The organism is Dyadobacter arcticus (genome assembly GCF_011762185.1).
GTDB classification, from domain to species: domain Bacteria; phylum Bacteroidota; class Bacteroidia; order Cytophagales; family Spirosomataceae; genus Dyadobacter; species Dyadobacter arcticus.
Map to the genome: position 1 here is coordinate 58614 of NZ_JAASQJ010000004.1, position 22424 is coordinate 81037.

The window sequence follows — 22424 nt, forward strand, 5'->3', positions numbered from 1 at the left end:
GTCCGGCTGAAATGGCAGAAATTAGGTCAGGTAAAAACAAAAACTAATACTTTTGCCTCTTAACATGATTTTGATAGTATATGAAGAAGGAGAAAGAATCGATTGATGTCAAGATCATACTCGCCTTTGCAGCCATTTATATTATTTGGGGGAGCACTTACCTGGCGATAAAAATTGGCTTAGAGGACATTCCACCCTTTCTCATGGCCAGCATGCGGTATTTCATTGCAGGTGTGCTGATGATAGCCATTCATCTGATCAGGCAGGGAGGCGAATCAAAAGGGAATTTGTTCAGAAACATGGTTTTGGGAGCCTTCCTGCTCACATTTGGTCAGGGCGTTATTTTTTGGGCAGAGCAATATCTTTCTTCCGGACTCACAGCGGTGTTTATTGCAACCCTTCCAATTTGGTATATCGTAGCAGACAGGAGAAACTGGAAGGGATATTTTAGCAGCAAACTTACATTGGTTAGCATTGCGCTGGGGCTGGCGGGTATTGTGGTTTTGTTTAGCGGGCAGACCATTACCAATGGGCAAGAATTTGGAAATAAGACTATTATCGCATCATTTGTAGCAATCGGATCATGTATATGTTGGGCCGTGGGATCACTTTATTATAAATATAATCTTTCAGGCGGGCCGCTATTCTATGACGTAGGTTATCAATTGATTGGAGGTGCATTGTCTTGTCTTACGATTAGTTTGTTTTTGAATGAAGGCGCAGCTTTTAATTTGGGCGACGTTACCACAAATGCCTGGGGCGCACTGCTATACTTGTCCATAGCAGGATCAATCATTGCTTTCACGGCTTCCTATTATCTATTAGCCCGCAGACCGGCTGCCGTGGTTGGGACTTATGCTTATGTAAACCCGATCATTGCGGTCTTGCTAGGCTTCTTCATTGCCGGCGAAACCATCACAGCCCGCCAGATTATCGCCATGGGTATTATTTTACTTGCTGCCTATCTGGCGAACAAGGTTAAGCTTGAAAAGGTATGAGTGATTGGCAGATGCTTTGAACACGAACCTGGCGCGTAGTAGTGGTTTTCCGGTTAATTCCTATTTTTCAGAATATCCTCAATAGCAAAAACTTCTCCATTTCTGATCACCGTTTGCACATTCAGGACGTCTTTAATATTCTTCAGGGGATCTCCGTCAACGATCACCATATCAGCGAGTTTCCCACTCTCCAATGTCCCCAGATCCTTGCTCACACCCAATGCTTCGGCGGCATACAGCGTAGCCGACCTCAGGGTTTGGAAGGGTGTGACGCCCCCGTCGACCCAGCTTTGCAGTTCGGCATGGTAGCTGATTCCCGGATGAATGATCGGGGAATCGGTACCGGGCGTAACGTGCCCACCGCGGTCTACCATGGTTTTGATTGTTTTTTGGATATTGGAAAAGGTTGTTAAAAATGCAGGGTTGATCTTGGACCGCAGAGCAGTTTGTTCTTTGACCTGATCCAAAATAGCTGGCGAGTAAAATGCAGCAAATTGCTTATGGTTAAAAAATGCGGCGTCTTTGTTTACAAGCATGGACATCCCGCCTTGTAATGAGGCTGTTGGCGTAATGTTCATGCCTGACTTGATCAGCAACTCCGTCACATCCTGGTACGACTTATTCATTGTAGACAGTTTGGGCGAATAGCCTCTGCGGCTTGTGGCACCAATATGCTCTACCGCGTCCACGCCGTAACGCATGGCGGGGTAAATTTCATGAGAGGAAACCGGGATCCCAATGGAATGGGCGAAACTGGTAATTCGCTGCTGCATCACATCAGGCATCCGCACATAAGTTTTGATCATGTCAAATTCCAGGCGCTTAGCCTTTTCAAGTTCCAGTTCGAGTTGTGCACCTGCAACGTTACCGACATTCATGCCGTAGTAAATGCGGCTGCCATCGAGGATTCCGCCGGTATAAAAATTTCGCGGGCCAATCCTGCGGCCACTTGCCCAGGATTCCTTCCGCTCGATCACGTCGTACGGATCGCCTCCGGTTTCGCGGGTTGTTGTAATGCCATAGCCCAGCCATAACCTCCCCAGCTGTTCCCCAGCCGTGGCCGACTGGTGCGTATGCATTTCAATAAGTCCGGGAATGACGGTTTTTGTGGAAGCGTCAATCAATTTCCCGGTCCTGCCCGCTTTATGCGGTTCGATTTTTACGATCCGGTTGCGTTCAATAAACACATCCACATTGCGCTGGTAACCATCCGTTTTGCCATTGAAAAGCTTTCCGGCGTGAATAACATATTTTCCGATCGGCTGCTTTACCATATAATTGAGGCTCATTTGGATCGTTTCGGTTGCCCCGCTTAGAACCGATACTTTTTTGAGTACATCGGTGGCCATGAATACAATGCTTTTAGAATCGCCTGTCCAGCTCGGGTTTTCTGCCAGTTCGTTTGTTAAGCGGCGCGGTGCTGCGAGCAGATCACCTTTTTCATTCACGGCGACGATCCAGAGCACACCATCCATCGAGAATGCAAATTTGCTACCATCCGGCGACCAATAAGGTCCGTTTTTTCCGCGCGTTGATAAGGTGCGTTCGTTGGCTGGCGTCGTGTAGCGGAAGCTTTTGTCTTTTGTCGAAATGATTAAAAACTTGCTGACGCCTTCACGATACCTGGTAGAATAGGGCACAAGCGATGACACCACAACATACTTTCCATCAGGTGACCAACTAGGCTGTGAACCATCAAAAATAGGTTCATATAAGTTTGTTGATTTGCCGGAAGCAATGTCAATCACTTTCATAGCAAAACGCCCGAAAACGGATGGATCTTTCTGATAATAAGCGATTTGCGTGCCGTCGGCAGAAAATGATGGAAGAGTTAGCGCGTCTGGCGCGTCGAGTAGCAAGGTGTCTTTACCTGAAACGAAATCGCGGCAGTATAAATCCATATTTCCCTTGCGGTCGCTGAGGTAGGCGAGTCGCTTCCCGTCTGTTGACCAGGCCGGGTCAATTTCAATAAATTCATCATTGGTTATCGGGAACGGTATGTCACTGCCTTTCTTGAGAATGTAGAGATCGCCCAAAGCGGTAAATGCAATGCTTTTTCCGTCCGGAGACACAACCGGGCCGCGGATACCTTTTACTGGCCGGTTTGTTTTTGCATTGAAGTCGTAGATTTTGGTTTTGTATGGAGTTCGTCCTAAGGTCATTTGGACTTGGAATGGAACTGCCGAGCCTTGTTTTTCGCCCAGTTTTTTCCTGACGATCTTACCATCCGAGGCATACAAATATTCCGTATCAGAAAGCCACGAAACCTTAAATGGAAATACATCTTCGTCGGGTTCGGATAAGGTTATCCACTCGCCACCACCCAGCGTAGCCATATCCAGCACTGTTTTTCCTTCAATAAAATTGTGGAAAATAATCTTGGGCTTACTGGGATGCCACATGGGTGCACCAAGCTTTCCCGTGGTGGTCAGGAAAAGTTTTTCTTTCCCGGAAGCCTCACGTAAGGAAGTCTCCATCATGTAAATGCCAGGCGCAGAGGTACGTTCCGAAACATAACTCAATCTGGATCCGTCGGGCGAGAAGGCTGGGAAATAATCATTGCCCTGATCATGCGTGAGTTGCGTCAGCTTGCCACTTTCGGGTTCAAGTTGCCAGATATCGTAATTGCCACTCCTGTCTGACGAGAAAACGAGCTTTTTGCCATCGGGTGACCAATACGGTTCGCGGTCATCAAAGGTGCCAAATGTAAGCTGAACCGGCGCGCCGCCATTTTTATCAACAGAATAAATGTGAAAGTTACCATCCCAGAATGCCTGAAATGTAATTTTTGAACCATCTGGCGACCATACCGGCTGACGGCAATCGCCCAGTTCGTCGGTTAACGCCTTGGCATTGCTGCCGCTCACAGGAATAGTGAAAATAGTCCCCTGTAAGTCCATCGCAATTGTCTTCTTATCAGGCGAAAGTGCAATTGCGATGTTGGTACCTTCCGTAAGCGTTACTTTTAAGGAATCGGTCCTTGTGTTAGCGGCCGTAGTATTGATATTCAGTCCAACCAAACCAATGCAGGCGAAAGTCAGGAATACTGTTTTAATTTTTCGAGAGAAGGTCATCCGGCTTATTTCTTATAGAGTAGGTTTATAAAGATAAGCCCCTGACTTGTCGAAAAGACCCAATTTCAGCAGATTTTTTCAGCGGAACTAGCGACGTACTTAACAACCGGCATAACTATCATGTGGTGTTAGAATGAACCGGGAAAATCCTTCAACGAAACATCGCTGTTCTTTTTTGAAACATCTCTGTTCCTCTCAAAAATAGAGAGCAGCTACTTTTGAGAGGATCGTCATGAATCTGCGCAACCCCGTCACCCGTATACGCGTATCCCAAGATGAAGTGATCCTGATTCCCAGACTACATCTACCGCCATGAAAAATAGTAATCTTTATTGCCTTCTGCTATGGATCTTTTTGTTTGCCTTTTCCGCCGAAGCGCAGCAAAACCAGGCCAAAGTGCTGGAAGAAAAGCTTTCCCGCACACCAGCGGATACCAACAGAGTCAATTTATTGCACCATTTGTCCTATCAATACTATATATGGGGCGGTGATCAGGAAAGAATTAAAATGTATGCTGACGAGTGTTTGCAATTGTCCATCAAACTGCATCATACCTACGGTATTGCATTGGCGTATAATGCATTGGGCAGATACTATTTTAAAACCAATCAGAACCAGCAGGCCCTGATGCATTTTGAAAAGGCCCTGAAATTTTATCAGCTGGTAGGGCGAAAGTTAGGCCTTGCCGTTATTTATAGAAGTATCGCCATGGTGAACCAGGATATGGGAAATTTCGCCAAATCCATGGAATATTACTTAAAAAGCATCCGCATCGGGGAAGAGATCCAAAACCAGGAGATTATTGGCAATACGTTTCAGACCATTGGCTTACTGATGCTGGATCAAAAAAAATACGACGATGCCCTTTGCTACCTTTTTCAAGCATTATCCATTCATCAAAAACTAAAAGATGACAGAAGCAAGGCTATTACATTGAATGCGATCGGGCTGGTGTGTCAGGAACGCAGGCAATATGCCAGGGCCTTGCATTACCTGAACCGGTCGCTGAGGCTTTCTGACTCGCTCGACCTGCCACAAATCAGGGTTACCAGCTACAACAGTTTGGGCGCAGTGCTTTTTTTTCAGAAACGGTATGATCATGCTTTCGGCTATTACGAAAAAGCGCTGAACCTGGCCGCGCCACAGAGTTATCAGAAGCCAATGAGCATTGCCATGGATGGCATGGCTGATGTTTATCTGAAAAAGAATAATACTGCCGAAGCCATCTACTATTACCAAAAATCTCTGGAAATCGCAGAGGCAGCCGAGCTGATTAAACAGAAAATTGAGGCGCACGAGGGATTAATGACCGCTTATGCTACTTCCGGTGATTATCAACGCGCCTATCTTCATCAATCGAATGTATTGTCATTGAAGGATTCAACATTTACGAAGGAAAACGACAACAAAATTGCCCAGCTGGAAGCCTCATATGAAGTTGAGAAAAAGCAGGCGGAAATAGTGCTTCTTCATAAAGACCAGCAACAGGCCAAACTCGTTAGAAATGCGATTTTGGCGGGTTTATTGGCTTCTCTTGTCATTATTGGCCTGGTTGTAAACCGGCAACGGCTAAAAAACCGGCAGAACCGGCTGCTTTTTGCAAAAAGCGAAGAGATCACTGGTAAAAATATCCAGTTGGAACAACAGGCAAAGCAATTACAAAAACTCAGTCAGGTAAAATCAAATTTCTTTGCCAATATCTCGCACGAATTCCGGACCCCTCTTACGCTGATCCTGGCACCTATGGAGAAATTGCTGACAGGCAATCTGGAAAGTGGGCAGGCAAAAGGCTATTATCAGCTGATTGATCGCAATGCCCGGCAATTACTCCACCTCATCAACCAGCTGCTGGATTATTCTAAGCTGGAAGCCGGTTCATTGAAAGTAAAGCTGATCCGCGGAGATGTCAATCAGAGAATGAAAGCGACCACATTTGCATTCTTTTCCCTGGCCGAAAGCAAACAAATTCACCTTCATTTTCGCTCCGAATTCAAAAGCATCCAAGCGCTTTTTGACCCAGATTTGTTGGATAAAATTCTTAATAATCTACTGTCCAACGCCTTTAAGTTTACGCCGCCCGAAGGTCATGTAACCGTGAGCGTCGCTTTGTTGAACACGCCTGATGCCGCGCAATCGCCTGCCAGGCAGACAAACCGAAGCCTGGAAATTACAGTAAGAGATACCGGCATAGGCATCCAGGAGAAGCAACTGGACCAAATATTCGACCGGTTCTTTCAGGTGGAGGGAACTCAGGTTGTTGAGCAACAGGGGACGGGAATTGGCCTCGCGCTGGTGAAGGAGCTTGTCAATCTGCACAATGGTACGATTTCCGTTAAAAGTGAGGTAGGGCAGGGTACCCGATTCGCGGTTCATCTGCCTTTGGCCGAGTGTAGCTTCGAGATCAAACAATTGGTGGATCAGCCTAAAACTGAGTCAAGCTTTGGATGGTTTAAAGAACAAGCAAATGGGCATTTTGCGCTTCCTGTCTTACCGCTTCATGTTGAGCAGAATAATCAAAAACCGCTGATGCTAATGGTGGAAGACAATGCTGAAGTAAGGGAATTTATAGGCCGCAGTTTTCTGGAGAATTTTCGGGTAATCGAAGCTTCAGATGGTGTGGAAGGATTAAAAATAGCCCAGAAAGAGATTCCGGATATTATTATTACTGACCGTATGATGCCGCTGATCGATGGTGTTGAGTTTTGCCGGCAATTGAAAAACGATGAGCGGACCAGCCACATTCCCTTGATCATGCTCACCGCCAAAGCCTCTGAAACCAGTAAAATCGAAGGGTTGAAAATTGGCGCGGATGATTACATCCTCAAACCATTTAATCTGTTGGAGTTGAAAATAAGAGTGGAAAATCTAATCGAACAGAGAAAGCAGCTCAGAGAACGATTTACCCGGGAAGTGAGGTTACAGCCCAAAGATATTGCGATCAGCTCGGCGGATGAGGTATTTTTTCAACGTGCAATCCGGGTCATTGAAGAGCATATGGCCGACACAGACTTCAGTGTCGAAACATTTGTGAGTAAAGTGGGTATGAGCCGGGTGCAGGTGCATCGTAAGCTGAAAGCCCTCACCAATCAATCTACCAGTGAATTTATCCGTTCCATCCGTTTGAAAAGAGCGGCGTCTTTGCTGGAACAACATTACGGCAGTATTGCTGATGTGATGTACGAGGTAGGGTTCAATAACGTGTCGTATTTCGCCAGCAATTTTAAGAAAATGTATGGCGTCAACCCCAGCGAATATCAGCCTTATGCTACGGCTCAGGCCGAGCGGGCCAATTCGAAGAGCAAATAACCCTTTTCATTCTGCATTTCTACACGAAAAGTTTTAAGGGAAACATATCCGTTTTTCTTTGAAACATCTGTGTTCCACTCAAAAAGAGCCCCCCGCTACTTTTGATTCAGATTCATGGCCAATGAAATCTGAGTTTCATCTTTTTTTTATCCTAATTTTTTAAAATGAAAAAATCATTAAGTAATCAAGTATTAGCCACGACGAAAGTTTCAGGCCGGAAATTAGCAGAATGCCTTGTGTTAGGCATGGCCATTTTCTCAGCGAGCATTTTATTTTCTGGCTGCAAGGAAGATTCTAAGGATGACCAGGAACCGGTATTAGACCAGGAGCTCAGTAAGCTTCACATTGCAGTTGCGCCTTTTGCAGATCTCGAAAAGGCAAAGAAGGCGGGATATGATACGGATGTGACGGGATATCGTACACAAATGGGACATCACTATCTGAATGCCGGATTGTTGGACGACAAGTTTGAAATAGACAAACCGGAACTGATGTTATACGCGCCTTATGGCAACGAGCCGATGAAGTTTGTGGCGGTAGAATATGCGCAACCCATCAAGGATATAAAAAATCCACCAGCTGTTCCCGAAGGATTTACCGGCAAGGATGATAAATGGGAAATCAATACTGAATTTAACTTATGGACGCTCCACGTCTGGACTGAATTGGACAACGAGAACGGCGTGTTCGCCCCGCATAATCCGAAATTGAAGTAAAATAAAAAATAGGGGAAGGACTTACAAAGTCTTCAAGACTTGGCAAGTCATTCCCCTATTTTTATTTAAAAATTAAAATTAACCCGCGCGAAGATATACCTTCCATTCACGCCCATCTGCTGAACACGCCGAGAATAGACAAACCTTCCAAGGCTGACATTCCCTGAATGTGTATGCCTGTCCTGATAAACATCAAATACGTTATTTGCCCCAATCGAAAGGTTAATGCCTTTTAACAGATCGTAATTCAAGGCAATGTCGGTTACGATTTTCGCCCCAAATGTCTGGTCCAGCGATTCTTTCTTGGTAGTCAAAGTGTTGACAGGCCAGGAATCCGGTTTGGTAGGATCAATGGTTGGGTCCCAATAAGAAACTTCGCCAAAGCGCACGCCGCGCAGCATTACCCCGAATTTCCCTGTTTTGTAATTGATGGTCAGGCTTTGCTTGTTTTTAGGGCTGGCGATTTCAAAACGGCTTAAATCCTCCCGGTTGAAATAAGTGTTGACCTGATTGGTTTCCTCCAAAATAGGGGACGCGTGAATGATAGGTTTGTCGCTTGCATCTTTCTTAACTTTATTTTGAATGAATGTCCCTGCCAAAACTGCCCTTATAGATTGACTTGTTCCAAATTTAGTATTGTAAGATAAAACGCCTTCTAATCCCCGGGATCGGGTATCAACGGCATTGGAAAAGAAATTAGCGGTTGTAGCATTGGCCGCCGCTAGTTGAGCTTTTAATGCTGCATTGCTCCCGTCATTGAAATTATTAGTCAATACAATGCGGTCGTCAATGTCGATCTGGTAAGCGTCCAAAGTCAGTTCAAATGCATTGTTGATCTGGATTGTAGTTCCTACGGTAAAACTTTGGGAAGTTTCCTGCTTCAATTTTGGGATACCCAGGATTTCGGCTGGTTTGCTGTCGTTGGTAAATGTCCCGCTTTCCTGGGCAACCTGCTGACCGTTTTGTGTTACGAACAATGTATTGGTTTTGGCATAGTACCGCTGTTGCAGCGAAGGTGCGCGGAAACCGCTACTGGCCGAGGCGCGTAATGCAATGCCGTCTGTGATCTTGTACCGGGTGGCAACTTTGTAATTCAATGTATTGCCAAAATCCGAAAAATTCTCAAAGCGCAATGCAGCGCTCAAAACCCAGGCTTTGGTAATGTCCTGTTCCACGTCAATGTAACCTGCCACGCTGTGACGGGAATGGGAGCCGGCATTTTGAGGGAAGAAACCTGAAAAAACCTGCGCGCCTGCCGCAACCCCGGCAGCAACGTCATAGTTTTTATAAGAAGCTTCTTCACCGGCTGTAATCGTGTATTTATCAGTTCGCTGTTCCGCACCAACCGCAATATTTAATCCATACAAAACATCGAACTTTCTGCCTAAATCCAGGTTGATTGTATTTTGGGAAAACGCATTTCCTCCTGCATCAAACGTGGTTTGCAATTTGCCGGCCGCTACTGCCTGGGTATAGTTGACGGAATTTGAAATCTCATAGTCGAAATCGTTTTTGCCAAATGTGTTACTCAGATCAAATTTCCATTCCCCCAATTTGCCACGAATGCCCGCTGCCGCCGAAATGTCGGTCACGTCGCTGTTGATCTCAGGAAGAAAACCATTGGGATAAAGAGCGAGCACATTGGTCCGGACAGCCGCTGGGACGCCATTGGGATAGCGATAAAACCCGGCTGCATTGCCCTTTTTGTTATTATATCCGCCAAATGCATAAATTTCAATGTTGGTTGAAACCGGAATATTTGCATTCAAAACCACGCCGCCACCGTTGACCTTCGAATTTCCAATCCGCATATCGAAATCTTCGCGGGTGAGGCCCTTTTCGCTGAGCAGCGCGTCGTCGACCACTTTTCCACCGACGGCTGGGAAAATCTGGCCTGTGTATGTACCAGTCCGGTTGGTTGCTTCCCGGTTTACATATTCACCTGTAATGTTCAGAAAGCCTTTTTGGCCGATTTTGAGCCCATAATTCAAACCGACCTGCGCAGTCCCTCCGTCGGAAGTTTTGACAGAAGCATTCTTACCATTGTTGAGGATATAGTTTTTATCATAACTGGTTGCATTCTGACCGTAAGAAACGTTACCGCTCAACCCAGTGCGGGTTTTTAAAATGATGTTGATAACCCCTGCAATAGCATCGGAGCCATATTGGGCGGCAGCGCCGTCCCTGAGTATTTCTATTTTATCGACCGCTGTTGCGGGAATTGCATTCAAATCGGTGCCGACTGTTCCGCGATTAACGGTCCCATTAACATTGACCAATGAAGACTGGTGCCTTCTTTTTCCATTTACTAAAACCAAAACCTGATCGGGACCGAGACCACGCAGCTGGGCCGGATCAATGTGGTCGGTACCATCAGAAATGGTTTGCCGGGACGATTGGAAGGATGGCGCAATGTAAGTCAGGATCTGATTAATATCGACCTGGCCAATGTTGTTGGTAATTTGTGAAATTGGGATGATATCTACAGGTACGGGGGAGTCTATACGCGACCGTCCGCCACCGCGTGAACCTGTCACGACAATTTCACTAAGATTTCGGGTCGAGTCTGCCGGAAATGTGCCGTCGCCATTTGTCCCTTGTGAGAATGCGGATAAAGTAGCGGCAAGCACTACGAATAGTGTTAATGATTTTTTCATACTTGATTGTTTATTTGTGGATAATTAAAATGAAAGGTGAGCTCCCGAGTCAGGAGGATATTGAGCAGAAAAGGGGTGGGGATTCCGGTTAAAAATGATTATTGGCCGGAACAGGGAATTCATGCACTTCATGTACCAGTATCAAATTCATTTAGAATAGCTTTGTTGCTGACAAGTGTTTCGGATTCACCAAAGGACAAATCCGAAACAAAGGTAGATGCGGGCAATTTTTGATAGGAACACAGATGTATCAAAGAAAGACAGAGATGTTTCTTTGATCAACTTTTGATTGAACGGAGTTTACTTATTGGGTTATGATGAATGGGAAAATTGACGGAGTTGGCAATAAAACAGAATTCGTTTGCCTTTTGATGTAGATCCATGGATTTTTCGATCATGGACGCGTTTTCAACCGTCACAATGGGGTTTAATGTTACTTCTTTAAATTTCCCGCTGCCGTTAGCACCTTCAATCATAATCGCTGTGGCGCTATCCTCATAGTCGAGGACCACAACGCCTGCCTCGGCGCATAAATGCAGATACCAAAGCATGTGGCAGGATGAAATAGAGGCAATCAACAAACCTTCCGGGTTATGTCTATTCCTATCACCGCGAAATGCAGGATCCGACGACCCTAAAATCTCGGGTTTATTTTCAACCCTGATGACATGGCTTCGCTCATACGATCTGTAATCCGAAGTTCCGGTGCCCAAATTGCCCGTCCATTCGACGGTGAGTTCGTAATGATGTTCTTTGGCCATTGTTTATTATTAAATTTAATTATCCCACCATTCCTTCATCCAAGCTTCTGATACTATTTTACCTTTTTCAAAATCATCCACAACGATAATCAATTGATTGGCGTGGTCGCTGTATTGGGTCAGGATATTCACTTGGGCATCTGCCAGTTTTTTGCAGAACATTCCCAATTGTCCCGGGACATCCTGACGCAATTTTTGGATAATAACCTCATTTATTCTTACCACTTCTATTCCAACGCCTGCTAATACTTCTTGTGCACGCTCAGGTTGATCTACCAAAAAATGAGCCATTGAAAATGTGCCATTTGAAAACACGCCGCCACCTTCGAGGCTAATGTTATTCCTGCCTAATGTCTCGCCCATCAAAGCAAGCATTCCCGGCTTATTCTCTAAAATAATTTCTAAGTCTTTCATTATCTAATTTTTTTATTACAAACTAAAACGATCCGTTACATTTACACTTCATCTGAAAATGAACTATGGATGCTGAGGAAGATTTTGTAACGATAACCAGCCTGATCTGTGAGGCGTCAAGAGCAAAAATGCTTTGGAATTTGCTCGATGGCAGGGCTTATACCGCCGGGGAACTTGCCATTGCGGCAGATATTTCGGCTACTTCCGCAAGTAATCACCTTGCAAAGCTATTGGAAGCCACAATTGTGAAAGTTGAAATACAGGGAAGACATCGATATTATTCTTTTTCGCGGCCCGAAGTTGCCTATGTGGTAGAATCTCTGGCAATGCTTGCCACGCATCGTCCACAAGAGAAAGCGGAAAAAGTAATTAGCCATAAGCCAGTGAAATTTTGTCGTACCTGTTACGATCACCTGGCGGGTTTTGTTGGTGTAAAATGCACCGAAGCACTTGAATTTCAGGGATATATTGAAAAATCAGGTATTGCATATACTGTTTCTGACCGAGGTTGGGATTGGTTTCAAAAATTGGATATCTCAAAGAATGATTTCAAAAATCCCAGACGTCCTTTGACCCGACAATGCCTGGATTGGAGCGAACGGCGGCCACATCTGGCGGGGCAGCTCGGAGCACTGTTATTGGAGAAAATGTTGCAAAAGGATTGGTTTAGGAAGGCCCAGTTTTCGAGGCACCTGACACTTACCTCACTGGGCAGTCGGCAACTTAGTGAGCTGCTTGGATTGGAAATTTCGTGAAGTAACCGTAATTCCCTTGTTATTTATTAAATTTTTTAACCTGGTAGCTTATACCCGTTATGATACTCATTCTCAATGAGTTTATTGGCCGCGGCATCGTCAAATCTTCCTTTTTGGGAATTCCAGTTAATTTTCTTTCCGGTGCGGTAGGCAATGTTTCCCATTTGCGACAGGATGGCAACATGAGAGCCAACCTGTATCGGAGCATTCAAATCTTCCAGTTTCCTTGACCGGATCACCTCGATGAAATTTTTGGCATGCAAGTCTAGTCCATTGTCCGAGGATTTCTGAAGCATCACAGCCTCCATTTGTTTTCCCTGTGGTACTACTTCCCAGCCATTCCTGTCAACAATGAGTGTACCGTTGGCGCCCATAAAGGCGATTCCATGTTCCCGATTGTAAATCCCTGCTCCATAGCCAATTGCATGTTCCCACTGAATATTGAAGTCTCCAAATTCGTAAATAGTAGTAAGCGTATCAGGCGCATCGACCCCGGAATTAAGGATCATGCCGCCAGACGCGGTAACACTTTTTGGCGCACCAGCTTTCATTCCGAGTATCGCATAATCCAGCAAATGCACACCCCAGTCAGTCATAATGCCGCCAGCATAATCCCAATACCAGCGGAATTTCCCGTGAAAGCGGTTTTCATTAAAAGGTCTTTTTGGTGCGGGGCCCAGCCACATATCGTAGTCAACACCTGCTGGGGTTGCACTATCCGGAAGGCTTGTAAGCGGCGTACCATAATTGAAATATCCCCAAACCTTGACCAGCCCAATTTTACCGAGCTTACCCGAATGCACAAACTCAATTGCATCGCGAAAGTGCTTCTGGCTTCGCTGCCATTGTCCTACCTGCACCACACGCTTGTAACGTTCCTGCGCTGCCACCATACTCCTGCATTCAGCGATTGAATTTCCAATCGGTTTTTCAACATACACATCCTTTCCCGCCTGACAAGCCTCTACCATCATCAGGCAATGCCAATGGTCTGGTGACCCGATGACCACCGCATCAATACTCTTATCTTCCAGAAGCTTACGATAGTCACCATAAGTTTTCACTTTAATACCCTTCGCTGCCAGTTCGGCGGCCCGCTTATCCAGCACATTCTTATCTACATCGCACAAGGCAACGCATTCAACACCTGGATTTTTCAGAACAGCATTTAAATCCCACCAACCCATTCCATTTATACCAATACCAGCAACCCGGATCGTATCAGCCGTCGAAAAGATCTTCGGAAAAGCCGATGCCGAAAAAGGTAATGCCGAAGTAATCCCCGCCCCAGCGACCATCGCCGTAGCTGAACTGATAAATTTTCTTCTGGTGGTTGTCATGGGATGGTGGGATTTAGGTAATGATAGAACATTATAAATGTAAAGAAATATAATGCTATTTGATTGCTTGAAAGCAATTGAAACGATACGTCTAAAAAGGGGAAACTATTGATGAAATGCAGCGACTACGACCGAAATCAGTCAGTGTGCGACTGAGAAGTTTAAATATTACGCGGTGCTGAGGAGAATTATTTTTTGAGGCTACTCCAATCTGCGTTTTTGAAGACCTTGGTCATTACATAATCAGTTTTTGCTTGCGCGCCTTCCTCAGGAGATGAGAACTGACGGTCGAGCGGGTGTTTTGGGTTGTCCGCCGCTTTTTTTCTTTTGATTACCTTTTCCATTTCGACCAAGATTGTGTTAGCAATGTTAAATTTTTCTGAGCGAAATACCAAAGCCCTCGTAGGATTTGTTCCGTTCAAATGGCTCGAACTGAAAGCCATTAAAGCCTTGAATAAAAAAACATTGGGAAGCTGTTTTAAATTCACGCGCTATTGCGATTTGATCGAGGCGCGTCCGGGTAGGGGTACTTCCTGAAAAAACTACTGTTGCGTCCTGTGAATGGGTAAAAGGGTTGATACGTTAGTGTGCGATTACGAAACAATAATTTAATGTAATGATACAAATTGGTGCAAACATCATCAAAGGGACACGTTAAAATAAAAATCCTGTAATCATCGATTACAGGATTTCTTTTCAAAAATCAAAAAATCACTTGATAGCTACCGGAACCTCGGTGTTATCCCACCGGATTACAAAGCCGCTGGCAGTCACTTCATACATGAGTTTTTCGTTCATTGAAGCACTTTTACCTGGCTTGGCTTTAACAGTTAAAACGTCTTTTGCAGCGTCCTTGGAAGTGTCGCCTCCCCGTTTGATACCCCACTGACCAGTTTCGGAATTGAATATAAATGACCATTCAGTTGCACCCGGCATAGCATATAGGCTGTATTTTCCAGCCTTCAACGCCTTGCCCTCTACCATAATGTCCTTATCGGTTTCAAAAATAGTAGCTTCGTTGGCGCCTGCCCGCCACACTTTGTCAAAAGGAACAAGATCACCGAATATTTTGCGGCCCTTCACGGACGGACTGGAATAATTGATTGTTACTGTTGCTTCGCCTACTTTTCCTGTTGCAGTTTGTGGAGCACTTGGACGGCTGGCTTTATCTCCCTGCGCCAATATCGCCGTTGATACGAACATGCACATCATTCCAATAACGAACCCTTTTAACATCATTTCCTTTTTCATGTTATTTCTTATTTTGGTTTAAACTAATCACTTAGAAAATTTAATAAATATCGTGAATTCTGACAATATCTGACCTGCTCTTCTTATTCTTGCCAAAATTGCCTGGGATGACAAAGGTTAGGAGGTAAGCCTTAACTTCGCCAATCAAATTCTTAAAGCTCAACCTGAATAATACAGATTTAATGGATGAAATATCGTACAAGCTTAATGCTGAGGAACTCTACTATGGCATGGTAGATGTTGCAAAAACCCGTCTGATTACCAAGATTTTTAAGATCCTAAGCATGGTTTTATTGGGTGCCATGGCTTTTGTGACCGTTGTCACCATGAAAAGTGGGAGTTTTAATATCACTACTGGATACGTTATTACCATTGTTTTGGCCTTATACGGTTATTTTTTGCCGGAGATTTCGGCAAAAGTCCAGGTTCCGACTATTGTTAAAAACAAGGCACCTCTTTCGCAGCAGTTAAAGCTAAACTTTTATAAAACCTATTTTAGCCTTTCCGGAGAGACATTTAATCATAAGATAAATTACCAAAAGCTACATTCCGTGGTTGAAACAGATGATTTTATCCTCCTGAAAACCGCCGAAGGCAGTGCAGATATCCTGCCAAAACGGGCTTTTTCAACGGATCAGCTTCTAAAATTCAAGTCGATTCTGGGGGCTGTCGAGGGGTTGAAAGTAAAATTGAAGTAATTGGGCTTGCGCCGGAAATCTTGTACTGGCTAAGTCAGAGGAACACTATCGTCTGGTAGTTCTGCGAGACTTAGAGATTCGCTGATAATCGGGTTTCACGGATTCAAGTTTTTCAATATTACTTTCGAATCTGATCTGTCGATACTTTTTCAGTTCTTCTGCAATTTCCTTTTTTCTGTATTCACATGAACAGCTAAGCCTTTCTATTTCAAGGTTTTTGATTTCATCAGACAAATTCGCCTCATACCTTTTCTGCTGATTTTTTAACTTAATTTGATCCGCTTGCTCATTGATTAGCATTGCAGTATAAAATGCTATTGCAGGAGATATTAATAATCCGAACGAGCGGAAAGAAATATCTGCTATAATAAGATTGATCAAGGTTGCAAAAGATGCTGAAAGTAATACTTCAAGATCCGGTTTACCTCGGGGCTTGACAATATTCATTAGCCAGGTATCGAATCCCTCAATTTGCGTAAATCTTCCTTACTTCCCAGGTCAGAAACTTCGATCCAGGTGTCGCTGTTTCTGAGTTTGACCTTGTAGGCTCCTGATTTGCCAAAGAATTTAATGAAGATCACGACTAGCGAAAGTATGATCGGGATGGATGTAATAATGATATTAAACGTCATCGTCAAACGAAGTTAGTGGTTGATAATAATAATCTTAACTTTCAGATGACCTGCATAAAAATGCAGCAGATCAAAAGGGAACGATGAGCTTCATTGTACGGTAACAATGAGCCCCTAAGATAGTGATTTTTGCTAATGTAAAAATTCTTTTCCCCGACTTTTTCAAAACTCAACCAACGCCCGAGTTACATTCTCGGAAGGGTTTTCAAACCGGATTTTCAATCCTGTTTTTTCGGACAATTCGTCGACAAGTCTTAGTCCAAGTCCGCTTAGACCCTGATTACCATCCTTTTGGCTGAGGATGTGTTGGTAAGTTTCCTGGCTGAATGCCGGACCTGTATTTTCGATGGAGAGAATTTTGTACGTTTCGCTGCCGTTCAGTTTCAGGCTGATGAGACTGTTTTCGTCCGCAGCTTTAATGGCGTTTTGTAGTAAGTTTCTCACAATCGCCTGAAGGTAATATGGGTCGGTTTCGACCATCAATTTACCTGGGATATTGTTGTCAATCTGGATTTTCTTCGACTCAATGTTCAGTTGCAATAGTTTGAGACATTGGTCAGTCACTTGCATAACTTCCACCGGTTGAATGTCGGCCTTGAACTGGTTGATTTGGGTTTTTGACCATAGCAATAAGTCTTCCATTGTTTCCAAAAGAGATCCTGTTGCCAACTGGATTTTGTCACTCAGCTCGGCTTTTTGCGTTTCATTCAGCAACTTTGGATTAAGCTGCTGTAATTTCAGGAACTGGTGCACCTGACTGATCGGTGAGCGCAAATCGTGACTGATAATGCTAAACAGCTTCGCTTTTGTCAGGTTCGCTTCTTCTAGTTCCCTGATCAGCTTGGCCATTTCGCGGTTTTTTTCGTCCAGTATCTCCGCATTTTTTTTCTTATTCCGATAAATTATCCCAAGCAAAACAAGGGACGATGCCAGGAAAGAAAGCCCGGAAATCAGCCAGATCCGCTGTTGTCTGGCCTCATCAATTTGTAAGTTTTTGATTTCAATCTGCTGCTGTTTATCCTTGTTTTGATAAAGCGCCTCCGCATCGGCGATGCTTTTTTTGGAAGCCTCCGTATACAGCGAATCTCTGAGTGGAATATACTTTTCGTAATAGTTATTGGCTAGCTGCCATTGCCCGGTCCCGGCATAACATTTGGCTAGTGATCTTAATAACTCAACATAAATTTCCCTGGCCCACTCCTTGCAAAAAGGTTCTGAGGCTTTTAGCAACGGAAGCGCTTTCTGATATTCTTTCTGCGCCATATATACCTCACCGTTCATATAGGTTACCTGTGACATGAGATAGTTATTGGCCCATTTTTCGGCAAGCTTGTTGGCCCTCGACATATAAATGCGCGCGCTGTCGGGCTGCTTCTTTGTCAGGTAGTAATCAGCAAAGCCCAGATCAATGGAAATCTTATTACTACGGCTCCGATCCGATCGATTGGTAGGATCGATCATATTTGCAACACTATCATAATACACTTTTGCCTTTTCAATATTCTCCATGCTCAGGTAAACGTCCGTCATATCCTTGTAATGATGGGACAAGAATGTCTTGTTTCTGACAATGTATTTTCTGGCTTCGAGACTGTAATAGAGCCCTTTTTCTGGCTGGTTTAGTGAGATATATAGTTCCGACAGGTTCATAATATCGGCAACGATCAGCTCTCTATCCTTAATCTGACCATTTTCGATCAATTTTTTCATTGATGTGATGGATGCAAGCAGATATTTGATCTGCGTTTCATACTGTCCCAGCAGAGAATAATAGCTTGAAACGGCTACATATAATTTTACTTTATCTTTTTCAGACCTGGTTGTATCAATGATACCTAAGATTTCTTTTAATATCTCCTTGCTCTGCGCGGCTCGACCTGCCATATTGGAATTAATGTACATCAGTCTTGAAAGCGCTTCCCGGACCCTCGCCGGGCTTTTTGCTTTTCGGGCATTTGCTACTGATTTTTCGAGATAGTAGAGGCTGCTGTCGGCGCCACGGGCTCTCTGATATTCGAAGGCCACACCTAAATTGAAATCAAAAATAGAAAGGTAGTAGTAATTGTTGGCTGGAATGATGGAGTAAGCATAATGCGATACGGTTTTTACCTGATCGTACTCTTCCCTTTGATAAAGCGTGTCGCAAAGTGTAGCCAGCGCTTCAAGTTTCGCAGTGGTCGTTTTGTATTTTTTAAGATCGGGAATAAGCTGTGCATGGCCAATCCCGGAAAACGCGCAAAGCATTAACAGCGAAAGTAACGTTTTTACCATGTTAAAATCTCAGTTTGGCGATGGCCGAGCGATACGTTTTTCCTACTGGGATTACAATGTTGTTGCATAAAAGCTCTGAATATCTTAACTCCCTGATTTGTCGGACTGAAACGGCATAGCTGCGATGCACACGAAGAAAATTTTCGGAAGGGAGTTGCTCCATAAAATAGGATAGAGAAGAAAGCGTCATGTAATTTTTGTTCGAAGTGACGATCTTGGTGTAATCCTGCATGGCTTCCAGATAAATAATGTCTCGCTGCGCCAGCCTTACATGATTATGCCCCTCCTTGATCGTGAGCATATCTTTTTCAAACAGCACTTCGTAAGCCTGCGATTTCTGTTTCATCTCCCAATATTCCCTGATCTTCCGCGCAGCCTGGGCAAAACGTTCTTCTGAAAGAGGTTTTAAGATATAATCCAGCGCAGAGAGTTCAAATCCCTCTAATGCAAATTCCGGATGAGAAGTAATGAACACTGCCATCATCACATGCTCTCTTACTTTTCTTAGGAGATCGATACCGCTGATATGCGGCATTTCAATGTCCAGGAAAACAAGGTCAGGCTTGATATATTGCTGGGCTTCGAAACCCTCAAGGGCATTTTGAAAGGTGCCACAATTGGTGAGGAATGGAAAGGCTTTTGAGAATTCAGTAATAAAGAGTAAGTCCAGCGGGTTGTCGTCAATCGCTATAAAGCGTATAGTAGGAAGCGTACCCGTCGTCATGGAAATTTAGGATTTACTTCCCTAATATATGTAAAAGCGGCATTGATACATACCGCTTTTAGTAAAAATGGGTAACATTACGTATCATATTGAGTGAGATAACCGAGTGTTAAACTGAAGAACCCACATCCAGTGTAATGGCCATTGTGAATGAACTCCCTCATGGCTGACCAATACTTCATCAACCATTTCGTAACCAGTAATGCGGCCACCACTTTTTTCAATATCATTCTTTGCGTGGTTGTATAGCTGTACCCAATTCTTCGTCGATTTTAGGTCCATTTCAGGATCATTACTGTATCGCTGAACCAGGTAATGTTTAAAACTCTCATCGCTAAGCGAAATCACCGAATGTTTTTCAATTTCCGTTTTCATAGTTGTGTACATTAAATTTTGGAAAATAACAGATCATGCAATTATTAGTATACTATCAAAAATGTGCCAGAAATAATGTTTAAGGCTAATTATCAGACGTTTGCCACCGTTCGATGCTTCAGTGGAATTATTGCTTTCGACTTTGTAAGGATGTGCTGCAAATGAGCATTAATTATGTGGATACTTATATCCAAAATGGTGTAAATTTCTGCTTTCATTCAGCAGGGATTCATTCTTTATATTTCCGTTTTCAATTCTTTGTAAATTAAAATACGATAGCGTTATTTTTGGATTACAAAAAATAAAAATGCTATGAATGATATATTGGTCCGTTCCGCAACGATCGGGGAGCTTTCAACACTTTTAAATTTTGAACAGGGCATTATCATTGCCGAAAGACCATTCGATGAGACTTTGCTTCCCGGTGACTTTAATTATTATGATCTTGCCAAACTGATCATGAGCGACGAAGCGGAAGTGGTGGTGGCTGAAATTGGCGGCGAACTCGTTGGAAGCGGCCACGCAAGAATACTGGAAGGCAAACCTTATGTTCAGTTTGAACGCTATGCATTCCTGGGATTCATGTATGTCGTACCTGAACAGAGAGGAAAAGGAATTAATAAACTGATCATCAAGGCATTGGTCGATTGGGCTAAAAGCAAGGGCCTTGACGAAGTAAGGCTGCACGTTTACGATGAAAATAGTCCGGCAATAGCTGCCTATGAGAAAGTGGGTTTCAAAAAGATCCTTACCGAAATGCGTCTGACTACGGACATCTAAAACCTTCAAGCCATGAAGCAACCAGAAGCATTAACGAAAGATGAACCTTTATTTTGGTCGACAGGCATTGCCAGCGATGTTTGGGAAATGTTTGTAGCTGCCAAAACCGGCGACCTTGAAACCATTAAAAAACTAGTCGAAACGGATGGTTCGTTAGTTCGCAGTTGCTATGATTACCGAAATGCAATATCCTTTGCGGTACAAGAAAATCAGTTACAAACAGTTGCTTACTTCCTGGAAAAAGGTGCGAATCCAATCGAATCAGGCACCAGTGACACATTATTGCAAATTGCCAGGGATCGGGGTTATGTTGAAATGCAGGGGCTTTTGGAAAAAGTACTACAAAAAGAAAAAGGTTCTCCGATAGGGGAGGAAATGGGCCGATTAATCCGCGAGCGAAACGCGCATGCAGTTAGGGAAATGCTGGATTTACGTTTAGAGAATATCAATGCGGTTGACGACCGCGGAAACAAACCGATGCATTGGGCGGTGATGACACGCAATATCGAAATGATCGATCTCGTGCTGTCTTACGGGGCAAATATCGACGAGAAACGGCCGGACGGTGCCCGCCCCATCCAACTCACGAATGGCGACTATCATTATCGCGGCTGGCGCGACGTTCCTGATAGTGTAACCTTGAAACCCAACGACATTTATCTGCACCTGAGATCAAAGGGAGCTTACATCAATATGTGTATGGCTTGTTTAAAAGGGGATAAAACAAGGGTAAAAGAATTGCTGACCGAGGATGCATCCATTGTAAACCGGCTTTCCCAGTATGGTGGCTATTACCCCGGAGCTGGTGCGCCGCTCAAAAATGCAGCGATGGCGGGTCATATTGATATAGTGAAACTGCTGCTCGAAAATGGGGCTGATCCCAATTTACCCGAGGAAGGCATAGCGCCGATGGGTCATGTATTGCATTCTGCGGTGGTGCACGGACAAATGGAAATTGTAAAATTGCTGCTTGCGCATGGTGCGCATCCTAATGTGCCTGTGGAAAGTTCGGCCGACACTTTAAGTGCGGCAATCAGGCAGAAAGATGAAGGAATGATTGAATTGCTATGTTCTCACGGAGCCGCCCGAGCGGTTAACCTGCTTGCATATTATGGGGATATCCAGACAGCTGCGGCCGTTTTCAAAGCGAATCCTGCTCTCGCCGATGATCCGGTAGCCTTGGAAGATGCTGCAAGTGAGGGACAGGAGAGTTTCGTCAGGTTAATGCTTAAATATAAGCCCGATCTTCCCAAAAGGATTGGGGTAGGGGTTGCGAGTCAGGGTGGCGCTGATCCCATAAAGTCTTTGGAATTAGCCGAGTTGCTCTTTGAACATGGCATGAATCCGAACTTTTCAAATTGGCTGGAAATAAGACCTTTGCATCGTTTTGCGTCTCGGGGGGATATTGTAAGCGCAAAACTCTTTCTTGAAAAAGGTGGCGAAATTGATGTTATAGACAATGAAATTTGCTCAACACCGCTTGGTTGGGCCGCCAAATCCGGACGCATGGAAATGATTGAATTCCTTCTGGAAAAGGGAGCAAATCCAAACTTACCTGCCGACAAACCCTGGGCGCTGCCGATTTCCTGGGCAAAACGCAGGGGATATAACGAAATAGTCGCGAGACTTGGTAAGTCTTAAAGACTTGCCAAGTCTGCGAAAAAAAAATTAA

General features: G+C 44.3%; 19 protein-coding genes. 7 read left to right on the forward strand and 12 right to left on the reverse strand.

Annotation, left to right across the window (positions count from 1 at the left end; genetic code table 11):
- The first annotated feature begins 80 nt into the window (after window positions 1-80).
- Entirely contained in the window at window positions 81-998 is a 918-nt protein-coding gene (locus tag FHS68_RS19135) for an EamA family transporter (protein ID WP_167273556.1), read from the forward strand.
- A gap of 53 nt (window positions 999-1051) precedes the next feature.
- Here the strand turns inward: FHS68_RS19135 and FHS68_RS19140 are convergent, their stop codons facing one another.
- Window positions 1052-4072 carry an amidohydrolase family protein gene (locus tag FHS68_RS19140; RefSeq protein WP_167273558.1) on the reverse strand — a complete coding sequence of 1007 codons (3021 nt, stop codon included), beginning with the start codon at window positions 4070-4072 and terminating at the stop codon, window positions 1052-1054.
- Between the two features lie 312 nt (window positions 4073-4384).
- Here FHS68_RS19140 and FHS68_RS19145 point away from each other — a divergent pair, with 312 nt between their 5' ends.
- Together FHS68_RS19145 and FHS68_RS19150 are read left to right on the forward strand one after the other, a co-directional pair.
- Window positions 4385-7378 (forward strand): tetratricopeptide repeat protein, encoded by a 2994-nt coding sequence (locus FHS68_RS19145; protein ID WP_167273561.1) that lies wholly within the window; start codon window positions 4385-4387, stop codon window positions 7376-7378.
- A gap of 164 nt (window positions 7379-7542) precedes the next feature.
- Complete coding sequence (locus FHS68_RS19150; protein ID WP_167273563.1) at window positions 7543-8094, forward strand: hypothetical protein; 552 nt, start codon at window positions 7543-7545, stop codon at window positions 8092-8094.
- Between the two features lie 65 nt (window positions 8095-8159).
- Here FHS68_RS19150 and FHS68_RS19155 read toward each other — a convergent pair whose 3' ends face one another.
- The 3 genes from FHS68_RS19155 to FHS68_RS19165 form a co-directional block, all read right to left on the reverse strand.
- Window positions 8160-10751, reverse strand: a complete 2592-nt coding sequence (locus FHS68_RS19155; protein WP_229211977.1) for a TonB-dependent receptor plug domain-containing protein — start codon at window positions 10749-10751, stop codon at window positions 8160-8162.
- A 278-nt stretch (window positions 10752-11029) separates the two neighbouring features.
- Complete coding sequence (locus tag FHS68_RS19160; RefSeq protein ID WP_167273565.1) at window positions 11030-11512, reverse strand: OsmC family protein; 483 nt, start codon at window positions 11510-11512, stop codon at window positions 11030-11032.
- 15 nt (window positions 11513-11527) lie between these two features.
- Window positions 11528-11926, reverse strand: a complete 399-nt coding sequence (locus tag FHS68_RS19165; RefSeq protein ID WP_167273568.1) for an amino acid-binding ACT domain-containing protein — start codon at window positions 11924-11926, stop codon at window positions 11528-11530.
- Between the two features lie 65 nt (window positions 11927-11991).
- On the opposite strand from FHS68_RS19165, the gene FHS68_RS19170 reads away from it, so the two are divergent.
- Complete coding sequence (locus tag FHS68_RS19170) at window positions 11992-12681, forward strand: ArsR/SmtB family transcription factor (protein ID WP_167273571.1); 690 nt, start codon at window positions 11992-11994, stop codon at window positions 12679-12681.
- Between the two features lie 35 nt (window positions 12682-12716).
- Here FHS68_RS19170 and FHS68_RS19175 read toward each other — a convergent pair whose 3' ends face one another.
- From FHS68_RS19175 to FHS68_RS19190, 4 genes are all read right to left on the reverse strand, one after another.
- On the reverse strand, window positions 12717-14021 hold the full coding sequence (locus FHS68_RS19175) for a Gfo/Idh/MocA family protein (protein WP_167273573.1): 1305 nt from the start codon (window positions 14019-14021) through the stop codon (window positions 12717-12719).
- Between the two features lie 188 nt (window positions 14022-14209).
- Window positions 14210-14365, reverse strand: coding sequence for a hypothetical protein (locus FHS68_RS19180; RefSeq protein ID WP_167273576.1), 156 nt, complete (start codon window positions 14363-14365; stop codon window positions 14210-14212).
- A 25-nt stretch (window positions 14366-14390) separates the two neighbouring features.
- A complete protein-coding gene (locus tag FHS68_RS26820; protein WP_374757527.1) occupies window positions 14391-14600 on the reverse strand; it encodes a DUF6934 family protein in 210 nt (69 codons plus the stop codon).
- Between the two features lie 132 nt (window positions 14601-14732).
- Entirely contained in the window at window positions 14733-15272 is a 540-nt protein-coding gene (locus FHS68_RS19190) for a DUF2911 domain-containing protein (RefSeq protein WP_229211978.1), read from the reverse strand.
- A 182-nt stretch (window positions 15273-15454) separates the two neighbouring features.
- Between FHS68_RS19190 and FHS68_RS19195 the strand changes: the two genes are divergently transcribed.
- Window positions 15455-15970 (forward strand): YcxB family protein, encoded by a 516-nt coding sequence (locus tag FHS68_RS19195; protein ID WP_167273581.1) that lies wholly within the window; start codon window positions 15455-15457, stop codon window positions 15968-15970.
- Window positions 15971-16416: 446 nt separating this feature from the next.
- On the opposite strand, the gene FHS68_RS19200 is transcribed toward FHS68_RS19195, so the two are convergent.
- The 4 genes from FHS68_RS19200 to FHS68_RS19215 all read right to left on the reverse strand — a co-directional run bounded on the left by FHS68_RS19200 (window position 16417) and on the right by FHS68_RS19215 (window position 19972).
- A complete protein-coding gene (locus tag FHS68_RS19200) occupies window positions 16417-16602 on the reverse strand; it encodes a hypothetical protein (RefSeq protein WP_167273584.1) in 186 nt (61 codons plus the stop codon).
- A 162-nt stretch (window positions 16603-16764) separates the two neighbouring features.
- Complete coding sequence (locus FHS68_RS19205) at window positions 16765-18873, reverse strand: tetratricopeptide repeat-containing sensor histidine kinase (protein WP_167273587.1); 2109 nt, start codon at window positions 18871-18873, stop codon at window positions 16765-16767.
- 1 nt (window position 18874) lies between these two features.
- Window positions 18875-19597 (reverse strand): LytR/AlgR family response regulator transcription factor, encoded by a 723-nt coding sequence (locus FHS68_RS19210; protein ID WP_167273589.1) that lies wholly within the window; start codon window positions 19595-19597, stop codon window positions 18875-18877.
- A gap of 84 nt (window positions 19598-19681) precedes the next feature.
- Window positions 19682-19972 carry a hypothetical protein gene (locus FHS68_RS19215; protein ID WP_167273591.1) on the reverse strand — a complete coding sequence of 97 codons (291 nt, stop codon included), beginning with the start codon at window positions 19970-19972 and terminating at the stop codon, window positions 19682-19684.
- 312 nt (window positions 19973-20284) lie between these two features.
- Here FHS68_RS19215 and FHS68_RS19220 point away from each other — a divergent pair, with 312 nt between their 5' ends.
- A complete protein-coding gene (locus FHS68_RS19220; protein WP_167273593.1) occupies window positions 20285-20752 on the forward strand; it encodes a GNAT family N-acetyltransferase in 468 nt (155 codons plus the stop codon).
- A gap of 12 nt (window positions 20753-20764) precedes the next feature.
- Window positions 20765-22393 (forward strand): ankyrin repeat domain-containing protein, encoded by a 1629-nt coding sequence (locus FHS68_RS19225; RefSeq protein ID WP_167273595.1) that lies wholly within the window; start codon window positions 20765-20767, stop codon window positions 22391-22393.
- Window positions 22394-22424: the final 31 nt, after the last annotated feature.